Genomic DNA, 19,467 nt, shown 5'->3' on the forward strand with positions numbered 1-19,467 from the left:
GACCGCTAACCGCGCTGTCTACAATGACCCGCATGGCCAGCAGAACCGACGCCCCGACCCGGCGCCAGCAGATCCTCAAGGAGGCCGCGCGCCTCTTCGCCGAGCGCGGGTTCCACGGCGTGGGCGTGGACGAGATAGGGGCGGCGGTCGGCATCAGCGGCCCCGGCCTCTACCGGCACTTCCCCGGCAAGGACGCGATGCTCGCGGAGCTGCTGGTGGGCATCAGCGGCCAGCTCCTCACCGGGGCGCGCCGCCGTCTGGCGGATGCGGACAGCCAGGCCGGCGCCTCCGAGGTGCTGGACTCCCTCATCGAGGGCCACATCGACTTCGCCCTGGACGACCGCCCGCTGATCACCCTCCACGACCGCGAGCTGGACCGGCTGCGCGACAGCGACCGCAAGCTCGTCCGCCAGCTCCAGCGCCAGTACGTCGAACTCTGGGTCGGCGTCGTCCGCGAGGCCCACCCCACCCTCACCGAACCCGCCGCCCGCTCCGCCGTCCACTCCGTCTTCGGCCTCCTCAACTCCACCCCCCACCTGGGCCGCTCCGGCACCCTGCCGGGCCGAGCGGTCACCGCGACGCTGCTGCACCGGATGGCGCGCGGGGCGTTCGCGGCAGCGGGGTCTTGAACGGGCTCGCAGCGGGAGGCGTCTCAGTACGCTGACCTCATGGACTACGCGAAGATGCGCGCGATCGCCGAGGAGCTCGGCGCCTACGCCGAGCAGCTCGAAGGAGCCTGGAGCGTCGAGATCGGTCCGTCCGGCCCGATACTGGCCATGATGTGTCCGTCGAAGCGTCATGAGGGCACGGTTCGCCGTATCTGCAAGCAGTTGGATGAACAGCTCCTCCGCACGCATCCCGGTTACATCTGCGCGAGCGGACCCGAGATCGAACACCCGGCGATCGGACGCATGCGTCTCCCCGACGCGGTCGTCATCCCCGAGGCCGCCCTCGACGAAGAAGGCATCGCCGTCGATGCGACGCAGGTGCTGGGGGTCGTCGAGATCGTGTCGCCCTCCAATCCCCACAACGACTATGTCGAGAAGCTGGCCGACTACCCCGCCATGGGCATCGCCCACTACCTGATCGTCGACCCGCGCACCGGCACGATCGAAGCCCACTCCGACCCCTGCAAGGGCCGCTACGCCCGCAAGGACGCCTACATCTTCGGCGACACCGTCCCCTTCGGCCCCTGGCTGATCGACGCCGGCGACTTCCGGCGATACGGCAAGGCCGGCAGCTGACCCTCGTCGTCGTCCAGGGTGGGGAAGCTCACCCTGGACGGTGAACGTACTCGCCGGTACCTTCGGTTGAGCAAGCGCTTAGACATGCCCTGTGTCATGCCGAGGTACGTGGAGGTGGCGGCGTGCGCCGTACGGTGTTCAACGAGGATCACGAGGCGTTCCGGGAGACTCTCCGGGACTTCATCGAGTCCGAGGTCGTGCCGGTCTACGACGAGTGGTTCGCCGCCGGTCAGGCTCCGCGCGACTTCTACTACAAGCTCGGCGAGCTGGGCATCTTCGGCATCAACGTGCCCGAGGAGTTCGGTGGCGCAGGGCTCGACAGCCACAAGTTCGAGGCCGTCCTCTACGAGGAGACCTCCCGTGCGGGTGTTCAGTTCGGCGGCTCCGGCGTGCACGTGCTGCTCGCCCTGCCCTACATCAAGATGCTGGCCACGGACGAGCAGAAGAAGCGTTTCCTGCCGAAGTTCGTCACCGGCGAGGAGATGTGGGCCATCGCGATGACCGAGCCCGGCACCGGCTCGGACCTCGCGGGCATGAAGACCACCGCCAAGCTCTCCGAGGACGGCACGCACTACGTCCTCAACGGCGCCAAGACCTTCATCACCGGCGGTGTGCACGCCGACAAGGTCATCGTCTGCGCCCGTACCTCCGCCCCGAAGGAGGACGACCGCCGGTTCGGCATCTCCCTCTTCGCCGTGGACACCAAGTCCGAGGGCTACTCCGTCGGCCGCAAGCTGGACAAGCTGGGCCTGAAGACCTCCGACACCGCCGAACTCGCCTTCGTGGACGTCAAGGTCCCCGTCGAGGACCTGCTCGGCGAGGAGAACAAGGGCTTCTACTACCTCGGCCACAACCTGGCCTCCGAGCGCTGGGGCATCGCCTTCGGCGCCTACGCCCAGGCCAAGGCCGCCGTCCGCTTCGCCAAGCAGTACGTGCAGGACCGTACGGTCTTCGGCAAGCCGGTCGCCCACTTCCAGAACACCAAGTTCGAGCTGGCCGCCTGCCAGGCCGAGGTGGACGCCGCCGAGGCCGTCGCCGACCGCGCCACCGAGGCGCTGGACGCCGGCGAGCTGACCCCCGCCGAGGCCGCCTCCGCCAAGCTGTTCTGCACCGAGGTCGCCCACCGTGTGATCGACCGCTGCCTCCAGCTCCACGGCGGCTACGGCTACATGAACGAGTACCCCATCGCCCGCCTGTACGCGGACAACCGCGTCAACCGCATCTACGGCGGCACCAGCGAGATCATGAAGTCGATCATCGCCAAGGACATGGGCCTGTAAGGCCCCCGCAATGACTGGCCGGTACAACCACACGACATGAGCCAGGCACTTCAGGACCTCCTCGATCTGCTCGACCTCGAGCGGATCGAGGAGGACATCTATCGCGGGCAGTCCCGCTCCGCCGTCGTCCCCCGCGTCTTCGGCGGCCAGGTCGCCGCGCAGGCGCTGGTCGCGGCGGGGCGTACGGTCCCCGCCGACCGCGCCGCCCACTCGCTGCACGCGTACTTCCTGCGCACCGGCGACCCCGGGGCGCCGATCGTCTACAGCGTCGACCGCATCCGCGACGGCCGCTCCTTCACCACCCGCCGCGTGGTCGCCGTCCAGCACGGCAAGCCGATCTTCCACCTCTCCGCCTCCTTCCAGGCGTACGAGGACGGCCTCGACCACCAGGCCCCCATGCCCCAGGCGCCCGACCCGGCCACCCTGCCGACGTCCCAGGAGCGCCTGCGCGGCTACGCCCACCTCGACCCCGAGGTCGTCGAGCGCTTCCTGGAGGCACGCGAGGCGATCGATCTGCGGTACGTGGACGAGCCGCCGTACGGGGAGTTCGGCGCTCCGCGCGAGCCGCACAGCCAGGTCTGGTTCCGCGCCAACGGCAAGCTGGACGACGACCCCCTGCTGCACGTCGTCCTCGCCACCTACGTCTCCGACATGACCCTGCTCGACTCGGTGCTGCTCGCCCACGGGCGCGGCGGCTGGGCCGTCGGGGACGTGGTCGGGGCCTCCCTGGACCACGCGATGTGGTTCCACCGCCCCTTCCGTGCCGACGAGTGGCTCCTGTACGACCAGGAGTCCCCCTCCGCCCACGGCGGCCGGGGCCTGGGCCAGGCCCGGATCTACACGCGGGACGGCGCACTCGCCATCTCGGTCGTCCAGGAGGGCGTGGTCCGCGTCCCGCGCTGAGGCGTCATCTCCCTTGTCCGGCGCCGGGGTTGCCCGCCCCGGCGCCCTCGCTTGCGGGGGCGCCCGCGCCGTGCGGGGGGCATCCGGGACAACCCGTCACTCAGTAGACCGCTCAACAGGACGCGCGACGCATCCGGGACTAGGCTTCATGAGTGAAAGCCGCAGCACACGGCATGCCCGGTGACGAGGTTTCCGGCTTCGGGACCTCAGCCGCAGCACCTGATGGCGTAGACGCGTACGGGTGGTCTGCGAGGCGTCGGCGGAGCAGGACCGTGCCGTTCAGCGCACTGCGGTGACACCTGAAGACCGTGCCGCAATCTTCCTCTTCGCGGTGACGGCCATCCACCTCGCACCCAGATCGGGATCGCGAGAGACGATGGAGATGGAAGGTAATTTCTCATGCGATCAACGCGCGCGAGGCGTCTTGTCGCCCTGTCCGCCACGGGCCTTCTGCTGGCCGGCGGAGCAGCGGTGGGCGCCGCGGGCACCGCTTCGGCGACCCAGAACGGCAACCACAGCTCCTACGACAGGGACTACCGGGGCGGTCACCACAACGGGTACGACAACGACCGCGGCTGGTGGAACGACGACGACTGGGGTTGGGGTCGTCACAACAACTGGAACTGGGGTGACTACGACAACTACTGGGGTGGCTACGGTCACGGCGGTTACGGCCACGGCGGTTACGGCCACGGTGGCTACGGTCACGGCGGTTACGGCCACGGTGGCTACGGTCACGGCGGTTACGGTCACGGCGGCTACGGCGGCGATCACGGTGGCGGCTACGGCGGCGGCCACGGTGGCGGCGGTCACGGCGGTGGCGGTCATGGCGGCGGCGGTCACGGTGGCGGCGGTCATGGCGGTGGCGGTCACGGTGGCGGCGGCCATGGTGGTGGCGGTCACGGTGGCGGCGGTCACTGACAACAACACCGCGATCTGAGCGAGACGTGCGGCCCCCGAGGGGGTCGCACTCCCGCGTCGGGGGGCGAGGTCAGACGAGTCCGGCCTGGTCGAGCAGATACGCCGTCATCGGGTCGTAATGGCGGGGGCTGACCACGTGGTCGTCCAGCGGGACCGCCACCTGCAGGGTGCCCTCGGCCTCGGCGAGGAACAGCGCCGGGTCGTTGCAGTCGGCGTATCCGGCCGCGTCGACGCCGTGCTGCGCCGCGTACCCGGCCCAGCCGTGGTCGGCCACGACGAGGTCCGGCAGCTCACGGCCCTCGCGCTCGAGTCCGGTGAGGATCGCGCGCATCGGCTCCCCGGAGTGGGTGTGCCAGAGGGTGGCGCCGTGCTCCAGGACGGCCACGTCGGCGAACTGCATGACGTACCCCTCGTCGGTCTGCAGCCGCTCCGGGATGACGACGATCTCGCAGCCGGCGGCGCGCAGCGCGGCGGCGGTGGCCCGGTGCACGTCCAGCAGGCCGCCCGGATGCCCGGTGGCGAACAGCACCCGCTGGCTGTCCTCGGCCGCCTTGCGCAGCCGCAGTGCGAGTCGCTCCAGCGCGGCGACGGTCAGCTCCGGGTCGATGGTGTCCTGCCCGTACCGGTGCTCGGCGTCGTCGTTCACGCCGACCCGCTCGGCCATCACCGCGAGCACGTCCTGCTCGTCGGTCCAGCGGTCGCCCAGCTCCAGGCCGAGCCAGAAATGCCGGTCGCCGTTGGCCAGCCTGCGGTAGTGGGAGAGGTTGTTCTCGCGAGGTGTCGCCACGTCCCCCGCGATCCGCGTTCTCACCAGATGGTCGACGAGTTGAGCACGGCTGGGCGTCCCGGATATCGGCATGCCCCCCATTGTGGGGCAGCGAACGATCCGCCGTCTCCGGGACGCCCCTCTTACGGGGGACCCCGGTGGCTCAGTGGTGGCGCAGGGCGAACCACAGCTCCATGCGGACGTCCGGATCGTCCAGGTCCGTGTCGAGGAGGGCGGCGCAGCGCGCGATGCGCTGGCGGACGGTGTTGCGGTGCACGTCCAGCGCGACCGCCGTACGGTCCCAACTCCCGTGCAGGGAGAGCCAGGTGCGCAGGGTCTCGGTGAGCGCCGGGCCCGCCGCGAGCGGGGCGAGGAGGGCCCGCGCGTGCTCCTCGGCGTCCGCGCGCGGCACCAGCTCACTCAGCCCCGGCCGGGCGCCGTGCCGGACCAGCGGGGCGCGGGTGGCTCGGGCGCGGGCCAGCGCGCGGGCGGCCTGCGCGTCGGCCGACGGCCAGCCGTCGGGCTCGGCGGGCGCGCCGACGCCCAGCGTCCAGCCGGGCTGCGCGGCCGGCTCCCGCCCGGCGGGCACGAGGACGCGTACGACGTCCCGGCCCAGGTCGATCAGGGGTGAGCCGAGCGCCGTGCCGAGGGCGGCCGCGCCGACGGGGTCGGGGGTGCCGTTCTCCGGGCGGGCGTGCACCACCAGCCACCGCCCGCCACTCCCCAGCAGCCCGGCCACCTCCGCCGGGGCCGCGCCCAGCAGCAGCCGCACCAGCGCCGAGGAGCGGGCCGCGCCCGCCCCGCTCTGGTGCTCGCCGGTCAGCAGGGAGAGCAGTACGGCGGCGACGGAGGCGATGGTGTGGTCGGCCGGCTCGCGCCGCCGGGTGGCCACGCCGAGCACGAACCCGCTGCTGCCGCCCAGGGCGTAGGCGGCGAGCTGGGTGTCGCCGAGGGAGTCGGTGGCGGAGGTGGGGGCGTCCCTGGGGGTGTTCTCCGGGCCGGTGCCCGGCCGTACCACCGCCGTCAGCTTCCGCAACGCCTCCTGCGTCCCCGGTACCGGCGCGCGGCCCGCGCTCGCGATCGCCGTGCCGTCGGGGGCGTACAGGAGGGCGTGGGCGGCAAGGCGCTGGGCGAGCTGGCGCAGGACCGAGGGGACCGGGTCGGGGCGGGAGGCGGCGGCCGCGAGGCTCTGCTGGGCCTCCGTGACCCGGCGCAGCTCGGCGAGGCGGGCCTGCGCCATGAGCTGCCACACCGCGCGGGCCACCCCGGAGAACGTGGTCCGGGGCGGCACCTCCAGCAGCGGCAGCCCGTACGCCTCACACGCGGCGACCAGCGCGCGCGGCACCGTGTCGTGCACCGGGGCCAGCCCGAAGCCGAGTGCGGCACCCCCCGCCGCGACGATCCGCGACACGTAGTCCGCGAAATAGTCCCCCGAGCTCTCGACTTCGCTCGAGCAGGGGGCGCCCCCCTCGGCCCCCGCCGCCTCCGGCACATGCACCCCGGCCGTCAGCAGCAGCTCGCCGCCCAGCAGATAGGGGTACGGGTCCGCCATCTCCGAGGTGTGCGCCCAGTGGATCACGGTGTCCGGGGCCGGGGGACCGGCGATCTGGCGCAGGCCCAGGTCCTCGCGGGCCAGCAGCGCGGAGAGCGGCACGGGCGGGGTCGGCGGGACGGACGGGGCGGTCGGCTCCGACATGGTGTGCACATCCTCCTGTCCGCCCCGTTCATATGGATGAAACGTACACTTCGCAGTCGCTTTCCGGCCACCTATCGTCTAGGCGGAACGGCAGCCGCGGGTACGGGCGGATGTCCCCGCGAACCGCTGCCGTCGACACCCCCACGCCACAGCACGACACGCCACCGGACAAGCGCGCGAAGGAGGGCCCCAGCCCATGGCCGTCGACTACACAGTGATCGTCGTCTATCTCGCCGGGATGCTGGCCATGGGCTGGTGGGGCATGCGCCGCGCCAAGTCCAAGAGCGAGTTCCTGGTGGCCGGCCGCAGACTGGGCCCGGCCATGTACTCCGGCACCATGGCCGCCATCGTGCTCGGCGGCGCGTCCACCATCGGCGGAGTCGGCCTCGGCTACAAGTACGGCCTCTCCGGCGCCTGGATGGTCTTCACCATCGGCCTCGGCCTGCTCGCCCTGTCGGTGTTCTTCTCGGCCCGCATCGCCCGGCTGAAGGTCTACACCGTCTCCGAGATGCTGGACCTGCGCTACGGCGGCCGGGCCGGGGTCATCTCCGGCGTGGTCATGTGGGCGTACACCCTGATGCTGGCGGTCACCTCGACCATCGCCTACGCCACGATCTTCGACGTGCTGTTCGACATGAACCGCACCCTGGCGATCGTCCTCGGCGGATCGATCGTCGTCGCGTACTCCACCCTCGGCGGCATGTGGTCGATCACGCTCACCGACATGGTGCAGTTCGTGGTGAAGACGATCGGCGTGCTGCTCCTGCTGCTGCCCATCGCCGTGGTCAAGGCGGGCGGCTTCTCGGAGATGCGGGCCAAGCTGCCCACCTCGTACTTCGACCCGCTGGGCATCGGCGGCGAGACGATCTTCACCTACGTGCTGATCTACACCTTCGGCATGCTGATCGGCCAGGACATCTGGCAGCGCGTGTTCACCGCCCGCGACGACCGCACCGCCAAGTGGGGCGGCACCGCGTCGGGCACGTACTGCCTGGTCTACGCGGTGGCCGGCTCGGTCATCGGCACCGCCGCCAAGGTGCTCTACCCCAAGCTCGCCAGCCCGGACGACGCGTTCGCCACCATCGTCAAGGACGAACTCCCCATCGGCGTCCGGGGTCTGGTGCTGGCCGCCGCCCTCGCCGCCGTGATGTCCACCTCCTCCGGCGCCCTGATCGCCTGCGCGACCGTCGCCAACAACGACATCTGGTCCCGGCTGCGGGGCATCGTCCGCCCCGGTGGCGAGGAGCACGACGAGGTGAAGGGCAACCGCGTCTTCATCCTGATCATGGGCATCGCCGTGATCGGCACCGCCATCGCGCTGAACAACGTGGTCGAGGCGCTGACCGTCGCGTACAACCTGCTCGTCGGCGGCCTGCTGGTGCCGATCCTCGGCGGGCTGCTGTGGAAGCGCGGCACCGTGCAGGGCGCGCTCGCTGCCGTGATCGTCGGCGGCCTCGCGGTGATCGGCCTGATGGCGGGCTACGGCATCCTCGCCAACGAGCCCGTCTACTACGGCCTGCTCGCCTCCCTCGCCGCCTACCTGGCGGTCTCCCTGGCCACCAGGCCCACCGACGAACGCGTCCTCGCCGTCTGGCGCGACCGCCTCGCCGGCAAGTCCCCCGAACTCCCGTCCGAACCGGTCCCGGCTCCCCAGTAGAGTCGTACGGAAAGCAGTACATGCGCGACTAAGCGCAAGGAAGAAGGCATTTCACGATGAGCAGCTCCGAGACGCCCCGCGGACCCGTCGACTCCTCCCGCGTCCCGCGCTACGCGGGCCCCGCGACCTTCGCCCGGCTGCCCCGGCTGGACGAGGTCGGCCGCGCCGACGTCGCCGTGGTCGGCGTGCCGTTCGACTCCGGCGTCTCGTACCGGCCGGGCGCCCGCTTCGGCGGCAACGCCATCCGCGAGGCGTCCCGGCTGCTGCGCCCGTACAACCCCGCGCAGGACGCCTCCCCCTTCGCCCTCGCGCAGGTCGCGGACGGCGGCGACATCGCGGTGAACCCGTTCAACATCAACGAGGCCGTCGACACCATCGAGGCCGCCGCCGACGACCTGCTCGGCACCGGCGCCCGCCTGATGACCCTGGGCGGCGACCACACCATCGCGCTGCCGCTGCTGCGAAGCGTCGCCAAGAAGCACGGCCCGGTCGCGCTGCTGCACTTCGACGCGCACCTCGACACCTGGGACACGTACTTCGGCGCCGAGTACACCCACGGCACGCCGTTCCGCCGCGCGGTGGAGGAGGGCATCCTCGACACCGAGGCGCTGTCCCACGTCGGCACCCGGGGCCCGCTGTACGGCAAGCAGGACCTCACCGACGACGAGAAGATGGGCTTCGGCATCGTCACCTCGGCCGACGTCTACCGCCGGGGCGCGGACGAGGTCGCCGACCAGCTCCGCCAGCGCATCGGGGACCGCCCGCTGTACATCTCCATCGACATCGACTGCCTCGACCCGGCCCACGCCCCCGGCACCGGCACCCCCGAGGCGGGCGGCATGACCTCCCGCGAGCTGCTGGAGATCCTGCGCGGGCTCGCCTCGTGCAACCTGGTCTCGGCGGACGTGGTCGAGGTCGCCCCGGCGTACGACCACGCCGAGATCACCTCGGTCGCGGCCTCGCACACGGCGTACGAACTCACCACCATCATGAGCCGTCAGATCGCGGCGGCCCGGAAGGACGCGTAAGCGACGTGACGCACGACCACGACCTGGAACTCCGCCCGACCGAGGCGCAGACGGAGGCGGCCCTGAATCCCCCGCCGGGGCGCAACGGCGGCGACCTGGTCGTGGAGACGCTGGCCGGGCTCGGCGCGACGGCCGTCTTCGGACTGCCCGGCCAGCACGCGCTCGGCATGTTCGACGCGCTGCGCCGCTCCTCGCTGCGCTACATCGGCCTGCGGGTGGAGAACAACGCGGGCTTCGCGGCGGACGCGTACGGCCGGATCACGGGGGAGGCGGCGCCGCTGCTGCTCTCCACCGGGCCGGGCGCGCTGACCTCGCTGGCCGCGCTGCAGGAGGCGGCCGCGGCCTCCGCGCCCGTGCTGGCGATCAGCAGCCAGATCCCCACGGCGGGGCTCGGTGGTGGCCGACACGGTTATCTGCACGAACTCCCGGATCAGGCGGCGTCGTTCCGGGGGATCGTGAAGTCGGTTCACACGGTCCGCTCGCAGTCGCAGATCCCGTCGGCCGTCGCGGAGGCCTGGCGGTCCGCGCTGACCGCTCCGCACGGGCCGGTGTGGGTGGAGATCCCGCAGGACGTGCTGCTGGCGGAGACCTCGCTGCCGGTGGTGACGGCCCCGGACGCGACCCCGGAGGAACTCGTCCCGCGCGTCGAACTCACGGCGGTGGCAGCGGACCTGCTGTCCCGTGCTCAGCGTCCCGCGATCATCGCGGGCGGGGGAGTCGTACGGTCCGACGCCTCGGGCAAGCTGCTGCAGCTGGCGGAGAAGCTGGACGCCCCCGTGGTGACCACCTTCGGCGGCAAGGGCGCCTTCCCCTGGGAACACCCGCTGTCCCTCCAGTCCTGGCTGGAGGACCGGCACATGACCGACCTGCTGGAGGACGCGGACGTCCTGCTGGTGGTCGGGTCGGGGCTCGGTGAACTCTCCTCGAACTACCACACGTTCAAGCCCCGTGGCCGGGTCGTCCAGATCGAGGCCGACCTCGGCAAGCTGGAGTCCAACCACCCGGCGCTGGGCATCCACGCGGACGCCCGCCTCGCGCTCCAGGCGCTGCTGGAGACGGTGTCCGAGCGGACCGACGTCACGGCGCCGGAGCGGGTGCGGGACGTGCTCGGCCGTATCGCCGACCGGATCGCCGGGCAGGAACTCACGCTGGAGCAGGACGTGTTGGCGTCCGTGCGCCGGGCGCTCCCGGCCGGCTCGCCGTCCTTCTGGGACATGACGATCCTCGCCTACTGGGCCTGGTCCGCCTTCGACCCGCGCGGCGTCAACACCATGCACTCCGCCCAGGGCGCCGGCGGCCTCGGCTACGGCTTCCCGGCGGCACTCGGCGCGGCGGCGGCCGACCCGAGCCGCCCGGTCCTCGCGGTCTCCGGCGACGGGGGCGCCCTGTACTCGATCGCCGAGCTGGCCACGGCCCGTCAGTACGACCTGCCGGTCACCTGGCTGATCGTGGACGACGGGGGCTACGGCATCCTCCGCGAGTACATGACGGATGCCTTCGGCCAGGCCACGGCGACGGAACTGACCCGCCCGGACTACGTGGCGCTGGCCGAGTCCTTCGGGGTGCCGGGCGTGCGCACGAGCCCCGAGACCCTGGAGGCGGACCTGACGAAGGCGCTGGCGACGCCCGGCCCTTCGGTGGTCGTGCTCCCCGCGGTCCTGCGGATGTTCGCGCCGACCCACCTGGGCTGACCGGCCGCGCCGGACGCCGGACAGCGGTGAACTTCCCCCGTGCGGGGGCAGGTTCACCGCTGTGCTGCGTCTACCAGATCGCGTCGACCCACTCCGGGTGGTCGATGAACGGGTTGCGGTTGTGCTGGTAGGTGTCGTAGATGACCTGGTTGCGCTTTTCCTCGAAGGCGCTCGGCGGGTCCTCGTCGTTCCACTGCTTGAGGACCGACAGTCTGCCGATGTACGGGTTGCTGCCGTTGCCGACCTTCTCGTTGGGCTCCAGGTCGGCGAAGCCGTCGCCCCCGTCGTAGCGGACCGCCATGTAGAGGATCATGCGGGCCACGTCGCCCTTGTCCGCGTCGCGCGGCTCGAAGGAGTCCGAGTCGGTGAGGCTGCCGCCCCCGCCGCTGACCGCGCTGCCGCCGTCGTCGAAGTCCTTGTTGCCACGGACGCTGTTGACCTGTACGTCCGCGGGGCGCAGGTGGTGCAGGTCGGTGCCGGGACCGGTCACCTCGCCGAAGTCGCCGTGCGACTTGGCCCACACGTGCTCGCGGTTCCAGTCGCCGGTGCTGCCGCCATTGAGGGCCTTGGCGCGTGAGACGCCGCTGTAGAGCAGGATCACGTTGCTGCTGTTGTTCGGGTCCTGGTCGGTGACCTTCAGCGCGTCCCAGACCGCCGAGTACGAGATCTTGCTCTGGCTGCTGATGATGGTGTGCAGCGAGGACTTGAGGCTCGCACCCGTCTTGCCGACGGCGTTCTTGTAGTACGTGGTGTCGTACGAGGTCGTCGTCGCGCTCGCCGGGGAGGCGATCGCCGTGGGCATGGTCAGGCCGACGAGCAGGGCCGAGACGGCCAGTGCCGGAGCCTTCCAGCGGTGTATGTGCGTCACGGGCATGTGGGGGCCGATCTACGCGAGTTGATTGAGTCGACAACCAGAGCGTGACATGGACATGCGTAAATGGCGGTGAAGAGGACGTGACCGTTGTGTGTCGAGACCCCGCACGTTGCCTGTCATGAGCGTTGTCCGACGCGACGGTGGCCGACCCGCCCGCCCGGACGGCGCGGCCTTGGGGGAGGCCTCCGGCGCGCCGGGGGCCTCCACGACCCCGGAAACCCTGGAGGCGGACCTGACGAAGGCCCCAGCGTCCCTCGGCCCGTCGGTGTCGGCCCTCCGGCGGTGCTGCGCAGGTGCGCGCCGACGCACGTGGGTGCGAGCTGATCACCCGATCGGCTGTTCGCGGTGGCCTTCAAGGGATATGTTCCGTGAGGTCGCAGGCGTCCCGGCCGGGCCGATGTCGGAGGCGGCCACTACCCTGAGCCCGGAGAGGAGGACAGCGTGCTGCTGAGGTTCCGTGTCGCGAATGTGCGGTCCCTGCGAGACGAGCAGGAGCTGTCCTTCGTCGCGCCTGGCGACGAGCAGGGCGGGGCCGCGAACCCGGTGGATCTCGCGGGCGGAGAATCCGTCTCCGTCCTACCGCTGATCGGCATCTTCGGGGCCAACGCCTCCGGCAAGTCCAACGTGCTGACCGCGATGACCGACATGCGTAACGCGGTCCTCAACTCTTATGCACGCTGGGCCTCTTACGACGGCATCCCGCGCCAGGTCTTCGCCTTGGACCCCAAGAACGAGAGCGAACCTGCCTTCTTCGAGGTCGACGTAGTCATCGACTCGGTCCGCTGGACGTACGGCTTCGAGCTGAGCGCCACCCGCGTCGAGTCCGAATGGCTGCACAGCTACCCGCGCGGTCGCCGTCAGGAATGGCTCGACCGCGACGCCTCCCGGCCGGATGTCTTCAAGTGGCCCGGCGGACGTGTCAGGGACCGGTCCCAGCTCGTACGGCGTACGCGGCCGAACGCTCTGCTGCTCTCCACGGCCGGTACGGACAATCATCCGCAGCTTTCTCCACTCTTCCACTGGTTCCGCAGGAACTTCTGGATGATCAGCCCTGAGGTCGAGAAGGACGAGCGGGCGCAGTACACCACGAAGGAATTGTCGGGCCCCAGGGCCACCAGGATTCAGGAGCTGCTGCGGGTCGCCGACCTCGGCATCACCGGGGCGACGGTGATCAAGGAAGGCCCGGGCCGTGACACGGTGAAGCTGACGCATCACTCGACCGCCGGTGACGTGTCCTTCGACTGGCAGGAGGAGTCGTACGGCACCCGCTCCTGGTTCGCCCTCGTGGGTCCCCTGCTCCTCGCTCTCGACGAGGGTGCGGTTCTGCTCGTCGACGAACTCGACGCGAGCCTGCACTCCCGTTTCGCCGCAGAGGTCATCCGGCTCTTCCACGACCCGTACGCGAATCCCAAGGGCGCTCAGCTGGTCTTCACATCCCACGACGCGACGGTGCTCACCACCCCGAGCGGCGAGCGGCTCCTCGACCCGGCGCAGGTGTGGCTGACGCAGAAGGACAAGGACGGGGCGACCGAGCTGTATCCGCTCACCGATACGGAGCCGGGTGAGGAAGAAGACCTCACGCAGTCCTACCTCGCGGGGGCCTTCGGCGGGGTGCCGGCCCTTCTGGAGGGACAGATCGCGCGGCGCCTGATGGTGGCGCGCGAGGCCGGCTCGTACGACGAGACAGGCGACCGAGCGGACCGGGCGGGGCGCGACTGATGGGGCGGGGGCACAGGGGCAGGGACTCGTGGGAGCGTCCGGCCCGAGGGGGCGGACAGCGCAGGCGCCAAGTCTTCATCTTCACCGAGGGCAAGGTCACCGAGCCGTCGTATCTCGACATTCTCAAGGACAAGGGCACCCCGTACGCCGACAAGGTTCCGGTGGAGATGCACATCGCCAACCGCAAGGCGGACAGCGGGCGCAAGCCGCTCGACCTCGTCGGGCAGGCCATCAGGCTGAAGCGCGAAGAGGACCGCAAGGCGAAGCGGGCCAAACTGGATGCCAAGTACCTGCCTGAGGTCTGGTGCCTCTTCGACCACGACAACTACAAGTACATTCGGGATGCGCTCAAGGAGGCGGAGAAGGCGGGCATCGGAGTCGCCTTCTCGCATCCGTGCTTCGAGGTGTGGCGCCTCGCCCACTACAAGCCGGTCAGCGGCTCGTTCGCCGGGGTCTGCGACGGGGCGGCCGAGCGGCTCCCGTTCCAGCGAGGGTCCCAGGACGCCAAGACTCCCAAGGTCGTCCTGCCGCACCAGGTTCTCGGCCGTTACGAGACAGCGCGCAAGAACGCCGAGCACATGAACAGCCAGCATGGGGCGCATGTAGCCAAGTGGGACAGGGACCCGTACACGGACGTGCACGAGTTCGTGGAGAAGGCGCTGCACATCAACATGTACTGACTTCCTCGACCATGATCACGGGCTGATTTCGGTATCGCCCCGGCGGGGTCATAAGGTCTCTCCGTCATCTCAGGTCGGGTCATAGGGAGTCGTACGTGGCCAAGCTCACGCTCGCCCAGCTGGAACGGCACCTGTGGGCCGCCGCGGACATCTTGCGCGGCACGATGGACGCCTCCGAGTACAAGGACTACATCTTCGGGCTGCTCTTCTTGAAGCGCGCCAACGACGAGTTCGAGGCGGCCAGGGACAAGCTCAGTAAGTACGCGGTCGAGGAGCTGAAGCTCAGCGACGAAGACCTGACCGGTTACCTGGAGCAGCCGGGGCCGTACCGTAAGCGCGATGTCCTGTACGTGCCGGAGAAGGCCCGTTGGCACGAGGTCTCCGCCGCCACCCACAACATCAACGAGATGACCCTGCGCCCCGCGCTCCAGGCGCTCGAAGCCCAGAACACCAAGCTCAAGGGCCTCTTCGACCACCTCGACTTCAACCGCATCGGCGGGTCGGGTGCCGCGTCCGGCGCGGCCAAGCTCGCCGACCAGCGCCTGAAGCTCCTCATCGCGCACTTCGGGCGGATCCGGCTGCGCACGGAGGACTTCGAGTTCCCCGACCTGATCGGTGCCGCGTACGAGTACCTGATCAAGGAGTTCGCGGACACGGCCGGACGCAAGGGCGGTGAGTTCTACACCCCGCGCGCCGTGGTCCGCATGATGGTGGAGCTCCTCGCCCCCACCGAGAACATGAGGATCTACGACCCGTGCGTCGGCTCGGGCGGCATGCTCATCCACGCGGCGGAGTACGTGGAGGAGCACGGCGGCGACACGTCGTCCATGTTCTTCGCTGGCCAGGACGCCAACTCCGGCTCCTGGATCATGTCGACCATGAACATGGTCCTGCACGGAGTGCGCCGCTTCGACCTGGCCACCGGGGACACGCTCTCGCAGCCGGCGCACGTTCCGCGCTCGGACGAGGACCGCTTCGACGGAGTGCTCAGTAATCCGCCGTTCTCCTTGGACTACGCCCTCGCGGATCTGGCGCACCCGGCGGAGCGTGCCAAGTACGGGGCGACGAGCGAGCGCGGCAAGGCCGACCTGATGTTCCTCCAGCACATGCTGTGGGAGACCAAGCGGGAGGGCTCCCGCAGCGGCATGGTGATCACGGTCATGCCGCACGGAGTGCTGTTCCGGGGTGGTGGCGAAAAGGCCATCCGTACGGAGCTGCTGGAGAAGGACACCATCGAGGCGGTCATCGGCCTCGCGCCGAACCTCTTCTACGGGACCGGCATCCCCGCCTGCATCCTGGTGCTCCGCCCGCCGGGCCGGAAGGACCCGGCGCGGGAGGGCAAGGTGCTGTTCATCAACGCCGACCGTGAGTTCCACGCGGAGCGTGCACAAAACATCCTGCTGCCCGAGCACGCTGAGAAGATCGTCTCGACGTTCCACGCGTACGAGGAGGTGCCCGGCTTCTCGCGGATCGTGACCCGCGAGGAACTCGCCGCCAACGACGACAACCTCAACATCCGCCGGTACGTGGACAACACGCCGCCGCCCGAGCCGCAGGACGTGCGGGCGCATCTGGTGGGCGGGGTACCGCGTGCGGAGATCGAGGCGAAGAAGCCGCTGCTCGACTCGTACGGGATCGGGGTGACCGATCTGTTCGTGGAGCGGGAGCCGGCGGACCTGGCGTATCTGGACTTCCGGGACGGGGCGGCAGGCGGCCGCCCTGAGTTGGGCGAACTGGCCCGGCCTCGGGAGGAGGCGCTGCGGGCGGAATTCGGCAAATGGTGGGAGGAGGAGGCCGCTCTGCGGTTGGAGGCGGTGGCGGCCACACCCGAAGCTCTCGCTTCGTCCACGTCTTCCGAGCGCAAAGCCGCGCTGATGGCGGTGCGGGGGCAGCTGATGCAGTCGTTCGGGGAACGGCTAGGCCAGGTCGGGCTGCTGGACCGGTACGCGTTGGCGGGAGCGGTCGCGGGGTGGTGGTACGACGCCAAGTACGACCTTCTCGCGCTGTCGGAGAACGGATTCGCGGGCGTCGTCGACGGGTGGGTCGAGAACGTCGACACGATGCTCTCGCCCGAACAGGACGCGCGGACGAAGAAGCTGCGCGCGCGGACGGCGGCGGAGCGGCGTCAGGCGTACGACCACAAGGTAGTTGCCGCGATCGCTCCGCAGTTTTTGCAGGAGCTGGCGGAGGCGGATGCGCGCAAGGCGGTGGCTGACGCGCGGTTCAAGGAGCTGAGTGCGTGGCTTTCCGGGGGTGGGGAGGAGTCGAAGGCTGACGGGAACCCGTCCGAGGATGAGGCCGACTCGGAGGAAGTCGTCCTGACGGTGGAGGAGTTGGCTGAACTCACGGCTGAGTTGGCGCGGGTGAAGAAGGCGCGCACGAAGGCGGGCGCCGACATCAAACGCCTTGAGGCGGACTTCCACCGGTACCCGTACCCGAGCGATCCGCCCACGCTGGGGGAGGAGCCGCCGCGGCTGTTCCGGGCGCGGGCCGAGTTGGACGCAGAGGGGGAGCGCCGGGTGGTGCTCGACCTGCTGCGGGACGAACTGGCGGCAAAGCTGGATGGGCATGTGGTGCGGTGGCAGCGGGAGTTGGTGGCGTCTTATAAGACGTGGGAGCAGAAGTACGCGGTGTCGCTGAGGGAGATCCGGGCGGAGCGGGAAGCTGCGGCGGGGCGGTTGGAAGAATTTCTGGGGAGGCTGGGATATGTCAATTAGTGCGATCCAGCAACATTATCGCCCTCTTGCAGAAATGGCCGATGTTTCCGGTGGAGTGGCGCTGGGAGGAGTGAATCCTGGTGGATTTGCTCCGGAGCTTCCATATTTGCGTGTCGCCAATGTGCAGGATGGGCGCATTTCCACGGATGATGTTAAAACGGTGCGGATTGCTTCGACTTCTGTCGAGAGGTTCCGGCTGAGAGTAGGAGATGTTCTCCTAACGGAAGGGGGTGACTTCGACAAGCTGGGGAGAGGCGCCGTATGGGACGGTCGTATTGACCCGTGCCTCCACCAGAACCACGTGTTCAGGGTGCGCTGCGATACATCCGTACTGATTCCGGAGTTTCTTTCCCTGTACATGGCTTCCCGTGAGGGGAGATCATTCTTTCTTGGAATTGCTAAGCAGACCACAAACTTGGCGACGATCAGCTCGTCGCAGTTGAAAGCGATGCCTATCCCGTTTATGCCAGTTGCCGTGCAGCGACGGATTGTCGAAGTGCTCGCTAGCATGACGGAATTGGATCGGCGTATCGAAGCATCGATCGCCAAAACTCGCTTGATCCGTAAGGAAGTTGCACGTCACGTTCTGTTGGGAGGGGACCGTCACCTTCGGAAACTCAGGGACGTAGCTGCGGTCTCCTCTGGCGGCACCCCCTCCCGAGCGCGACGGGATTTCTGGGACGGAGGTGACGTGCCGTGGATTAGGACAGGGGAGATCGACTTCAATGTGATTACTGAAACTGGCGAATATATTACGCGGAAAGCGGTTCACGAGGCCGGTCTACGCGTCTATCCGCAGGGAACTGTTCTGCTGGCCATGTACGGAGACGGTGCAACTCGCGGGCGCGTTGCCTCGCTTGGCATCCATGCCGCAATCAACCAGGCAGCAGCGGCGATCGTTTGCGATCCTCGGCAGGTTGATCACCGTTACCTGTACTATTTTCTTGAAATGCAATACGCGGAGATCCGTAATATCGGGCAAGGGTCGAATCGGTCAAATTTGAGCAGCGCTTTGGTGGGGGCGATAGAGATCCCTCTGCCGTCGGTGGAAGAGCAGCGGGATCTTGTTATCTCGCTTGAATCATTTGATAGCGATGTGCAAGCTGACCTGGCGGAGTTGGCTAAACTTCGCGAACTCAAACACGGCCTTATGGACGACCTGTTGTCGGGGCGAGCCATGGCCTCCGCTGTCGCGGCCTGAGTGAACGACGTCCGGCCCATGCCGTGGAGGCGTGGGCCGGACGAATTGTGGTGGTCGGTGGTCAAGCAGGGAGGTTTCCATCCTTAATTGCCGAAACGAACGATGTCCAGCCCGTGGACGAGAAGATCAACGCGGGTCCCTGAGGAGCCTTGGAGTCGCGGACCGGGATACCGGTCGGATAGCCGTCCAAGACCTCGATGCAGCTGCCGCCTTCGTTGCCGCTGTACGTCGACTTGCGCCAGCCCTGCAGCGATGAGGCGTTGGGGAGGGTGGGTTTATTCACGGTGTTCGTAGTCCTTTGCTGTCGCCCTCATCAGGGTCAGTGACTCCTTGAGCGGCATTGCGTCGCCTAGCGCGAGATCGTAGGTGCCTTCAAGGCGGTCGACCATGGCGGGGGAGTCGTGGATCTTGCCCACCTGGATGCCTTCGGAGTACGCCACCGGCGGCTGATCCTCGAATTTGAGCAGGGTGAGCATGCTCTGCATGAGGGGGTGGACCCCCAGCCCGAAGGGCAACACGTGGACGCGTGCGCGTCCTGATTCCGCCAGCTTCACGATGTGGCGGAGTTGTTCCGCCATGACCTCCGGCCCGCCCACCATCCGCCGCAGTACGGCCTCGTCAAGCAGTGCCCACACTACGGGCGTCACCGGGTCCTCCAGGATCTTCGCCCGCTCAAGGCGTGTGACAACGAGCCTGTCACATTCCGCTTCACCCACCGGAGGGAACGACGTGCTCAGAACCGCACGTGCGTACCTCTCCGTCTGGAGGATGCCGGGGATGAACGACAGGGCGAACTCCCGGATCATCGTCGCCTGCTGTTCGAGCTGAAGCGCCGCCTCGAAATACCCCGCGACAGCGGTGTCCTCGTCCGGCAGGAAACTGCTCAGCACATCTCCCGTGTTCAGCGCCCTGTCGAGGCGTCTCGCGTCTTCCTTCGACGGGGTGCGCCGGCCCGCCTCGATGTGCGCGATGTGCGAACGCGTCATGACGGCGGCCGTCGCCAGCTCCTGCTGCGTCAGCCCGGCCGCCTCGCGCTGCGCCTTCAACCACTCCCCATAGATGTTGCTCATCGTCAACTCCCGTGTGACAG

The 19,467-nt window shown here is 69.0% G+C and carries 17 protein-coding genes; 12 read left to right on the forward strand and 5 right to left on the reverse strand.

The window, feature by feature from the left end:
* Positions 1–32: 32 nt before the first annotated feature.
* The 5 genes from E5082_RS26280 to E5082_RS26300 all read left to right on the forward strand — a co-directional run bounded on the left by E5082_RS26280 (position 33) and on the right by E5082_RS26300 (position 4,348).
* Positions 33–629: an SACE_7040 family transcriptional regulator gene (locus E5082_RS26280; protein WP_135793723.1), complete on the forward strand. Its 597-nt coding sequence runs from the start codon at positions 33–35 to the stop codon at positions 627–629.
* 39 nt (positions 630–668) lie between these two features.
* Positions 669–1,244 carry a Uma2 family endonuclease gene (locus E5082_RS26285; RefSeq protein ID WP_135793724.1) on the forward strand — a complete coding sequence of 192 codons (576 nt, stop codon included), beginning with the start codon at positions 669–671 and terminating at the stop codon, positions 1,242–1,244.
* A gap of 122 nt (positions 1,245–1,366) precedes the next feature.
* On the forward strand, positions 1,367–2,524 hold the full coding sequence (locus E5082_RS26290; RefSeq protein WP_135793725.1) for an acyl-CoA dehydrogenase family protein: 1,158 nt from the start codon (positions 1,367–1,369) through the stop codon (positions 2,522–2,524).
* Positions 2,525–2,560: 36 nt separating this feature from the next.
* A complete protein-coding gene (gene tesB, locus E5082_RS26295) occupies positions 2,561–3,427 on the forward strand; it encodes an acyl-CoA thioesterase II (RefSeq protein WP_135793726.1) in 867 nt (288 codons plus the stop codon).
* 399 nt (positions 3,428–3,826) lie between these two features.
* The gene (locus E5082_RS26300) at positions 3,827–4,348 is read left to right on the forward strand and encodes a hypothetical protein (protein ID WP_135793727.1); all 522 of its coding nucleotides are present in this window, start codon (positions 3,827–3,829) and stop codon (positions 4,346–4,348) included.
* A 70-nt stretch (positions 4,349–4,418) separates the two neighbouring features.
* Here E5082_RS26300 and E5082_RS26305 read toward each other — a convergent pair whose 3' ends face one another.
* Positions 4,419–5,207: a phosphatase gene (locus E5082_RS26305; RefSeq protein ID WP_086691296.1), complete on the reverse strand. Its 789-nt coding sequence runs from the start codon at positions 5,205–5,207 to the stop codon at positions 4,419–4,421.
* 70 nt (positions 5,208–5,277) lie between these two features.
* Positions 5,278–6,810 (reverse strand): PucR family transcriptional regulator, encoded by a 1,533-nt coding sequence (locus tag E5082_RS26310; protein WP_135793728.1) that lies wholly within the window; start codon positions 6,808–6,810, stop codon positions 5,278–5,280.
* 196 nt (positions 6,811–7,006) lie between these two features.
* Here E5082_RS26310 and E5082_RS26315 point away from each other — a divergent pair, with 196 nt between their 5' ends.
* The 3 genes from E5082_RS26315 to E5082_RS26325 are packed head-to-tail and all read left to right on the forward strand — an operon-like array spanning position 7,007 to position 11,186.
* Positions 7,007–8,467, forward strand: coding sequence for a sodium:solute symporter family protein (locus tag E5082_RS26315; RefSeq protein WP_135793729.1), 1,461 nt, complete (start codon positions 7,007–7,009; stop codon positions 8,465–8,467).
* A 56-nt stretch (positions 8,468–8,523) separates the two neighbouring features.
* Positions 8,524–9,495: an agmatinase gene (gene speB / locus E5082_RS26320; protein WP_086691293.1), complete on the forward strand. Its 972-nt coding sequence runs from the start codon at positions 8,524–8,526 to the stop codon at positions 9,493–9,495.
* A gap of 5 nt (positions 9,496–9,500) precedes the next feature.
* A complete protein-coding gene (locus E5082_RS26325) occupies positions 9,501–11,186 on the forward strand; it encodes a thiamine pyrophosphate-binding protein (protein WP_135793730.1) in 1,686 nt (561 codons plus the stop codon).
* 70 nt (positions 11,187–11,256) lie between these two features.
* Here E5082_RS26325 and E5082_RS26330 read toward each other — a convergent pair whose 3' ends face one another.
* On the reverse strand, positions 11,257–12,060 hold the full coding sequence (locus E5082_RS26330) for an endonuclease I family protein (protein ID WP_135793731.1): 804 nt from the start codon (positions 12,058–12,060) through the stop codon (positions 11,257–11,259).
* Between the two features lie 441 nt (positions 12,061–12,501).
* Between E5082_RS26330 and E5082_RS26335 the strand changes: the two genes are divergently transcribed.
* From E5082_RS26335 to E5082_RS26350, 4 genes are all read left to right on the forward strand, one after another.
* Entirely contained in the window at positions 12,502–13,779 is a 1,278-nt protein-coding gene (locus E5082_RS26335) for an AAA family ATPase (protein ID WP_135793732.1), read from the forward strand.
* On the forward strand, positions 13,779–14,459 hold the full coding sequence (locus E5082_RS26340) for an RloB family protein (RefSeq protein ID WP_135793733.1): 681 nt from the start codon (positions 13,779–13,781) through the stop codon (positions 14,457–14,459). Before E5082_RS26335 ends, E5082_RS26340 begins: the two co-directional genes overlap by 1 nt.
* A gap of 95 nt (positions 14,460–14,554) precedes the next feature.
* Positions 14,555–17,176: a type I restriction-modification system subunit M gene (locus tag E5082_RS33495; RefSeq protein ID WP_135793734.1), complete on the forward strand. Its 2,622-nt coding sequence runs from the start codon at positions 14,555–14,557 to the stop codon at positions 17,174–17,176.
* Complete coding sequence (locus E5082_RS26350) at positions 17,166–18,377, forward strand: restriction endonuclease subunit S (RefSeq protein ID WP_135793735.1); 1,212 nt, start codon at positions 17,166–17,168, stop codon at positions 18,375–18,377. Before E5082_RS33495 ends, E5082_RS26350 begins: the two co-directional genes overlap by 11 nt.
* Positions 18,378–18,438: 61 nt before the next feature.
* On the opposite strand, the gene E5082_RS26355 is transcribed toward E5082_RS26350, so the two are convergent.
* Both E5082_RS26355 and E5082_RS26360 read right to left on the reverse strand, forming a co-directional pair.
* Positions 18,439–18,660: a DUF397 domain-containing protein gene (locus tag E5082_RS26355; protein WP_135793736.1), complete on the reverse strand. Its 222-nt coding sequence runs from the start codon at positions 18,658–18,660 to the stop codon at positions 18,439–18,441.
* Positions 18,653–19,447: a helix-turn-helix domain-containing protein gene (locus tag E5082_RS26360; RefSeq protein WP_135793737.1), complete on the reverse strand. Its 795-nt coding sequence runs from the start codon at positions 19,445–19,447 to the stop codon at positions 18,653–18,655. Before E5082_RS26360 ends, E5082_RS26355 begins: the two co-directional genes overlap by 8 nt.
* Between the last annotated feature and the right edge of the window lie 20 nt (positions 19,448–19,467).

The organism is Streptomyces griseoluteus (assembly GCF_004784465.1).
Taxonomy (GTDB): Bacteria; Actinomycetota; Actinomycetes; order Streptomycetales; family Streptomycetaceae; genus Streptomyces; species Streptomyces griseoluteus.

Bases quoted from the DNA above. Each gene is read 5' to 3' on its own strand.
- E5082_RS26285 (WP_135793724.1), top strand. From the start codon at position 669: ATGGACTACGCGAAGATGCGCGCGATCGCCGAGGAGCTCGGCGCCTAC.
- E5082_RS26350 (WP_135793735.1), top strand. From the start codon at position 17,166: ATGTCAATTAGTGCGATCCAGCAACATTATCGCCCTCTTGCAGAAATG.
- E5082_RS26300 (WP_135793727.1), top strand. From the start codon at position 3,827: ATGCGATCAACGCGCGCGAGGCGTCTTGTCGCCCTGTCCGCCACGGGC.
- E5082_RS26330 (WP_135793731.1), bottom strand. From the start codon at position 12,060: ATGCCCGTGACGCACATACACCGCTGGAAGGCTCCGGCACTGGCCGTC.
- E5082_RS26340 (WP_135793733.1), top strand. From the start codon at position 13,779: ATGGGGCGGGGGCACAGGGGCAGGGACTCGTGGGAGCGTCCGGCCCGA.
- E5082_RS26315 (WP_135793729.1), top strand. From the start codon at position 7,007: ATGGCCGTCGACTACACAGTGATCGTCGTCTATCTCGCCGGGATGCTG.
- E5082_RS26360 (WP_135793737.1), bottom strand. From the start codon at position 19,447: ATGAGCAACATCTATGGGGAGTGGTTGAAGGCGCAGCGCGAGGCGGCC.
- speB (WP_086691293.1), top strand. From the start codon at position 8,524: ATGAGCAGCTCCGAGACGCCCCGCGGACCCGTCGACTCCTCCCGCGTC.
- E5082_RS26310 (WP_135793728.1), bottom strand. From the start codon at position 6,810: ATGTCGGAGCCGACCGCCCCGTCCGTCCCGCCGACCCCGCCCGTGCCG.
- tesB (WP_135793726.1), top strand. From the start codon at position 2,561: ATGAGCCAGGCACTTCAGGACCTCCTCGATCTGCTCGACCTCGAGCGG.
- E5082_RS26305 (WP_086691296.1), bottom strand. From the start codon at position 5,207: ATGCCGATATCCGGGACGCCCAGCCGTGCTCAACTCGTCGACCATCTG.
- E5082_RS26280 (WP_135793723.1), top strand. From the start codon at position 33: ATGGCCAGCAGAACCGACGCCCCGACCCGGCGCCAGCAGATCCTCAAG.